Below are 250 nucleotides of genomic sequence, written 5' to 3'. Positions count from 1 at the left end.
CGGGCAGCAGCTGGACGTGGGTGATGCCCAGATCGACCAGATGATCAATGCCCGTTTTCAGCCCGTTGTAACGGGTGCCGCTTTCAACCATCCCCAGGTACTTACCGCGCTTGTCTGCGCTGACACCAGAGCTGGCATCGATGGTGAAATCGCGGACATGCACTTCATAAATCACCGCATCTTCGCGGTTCACCAGTGCAGGACGCTCAGCCCAGCCGCCATCAGGGACAGTGCGGGACATGTCCATCAC

The 250-nt window shown here is 58.8% G+C and carries 1 protein-coding gene; it reads right to left on the bottom strand.

All coding sequences use genetic code 11. The annotated features are described in order from the left end of the window. Nucleotides 1-250, bottom strand: a 250-nt coding sequence (locus tag R0J87_RS22970; protein WP_498889248.1) for a hypothetical protein, incomplete at both ends; no start/stop codon positions are given.

It is taken from the genome of Halomonas sp. SIMBA_159 (genome assembly GCF_046536035.1).
In the GTDB taxonomy this organism is placed as follows: Bacteria; Pseudomonadota; Gammaproteobacteria; order Pseudomonadales; family Halomonadaceae; genus Vreelandella; species Vreelandella venusta_A.
This window is presented reverse-complemented; position numbering and strand designations above follow the sequence as displayed.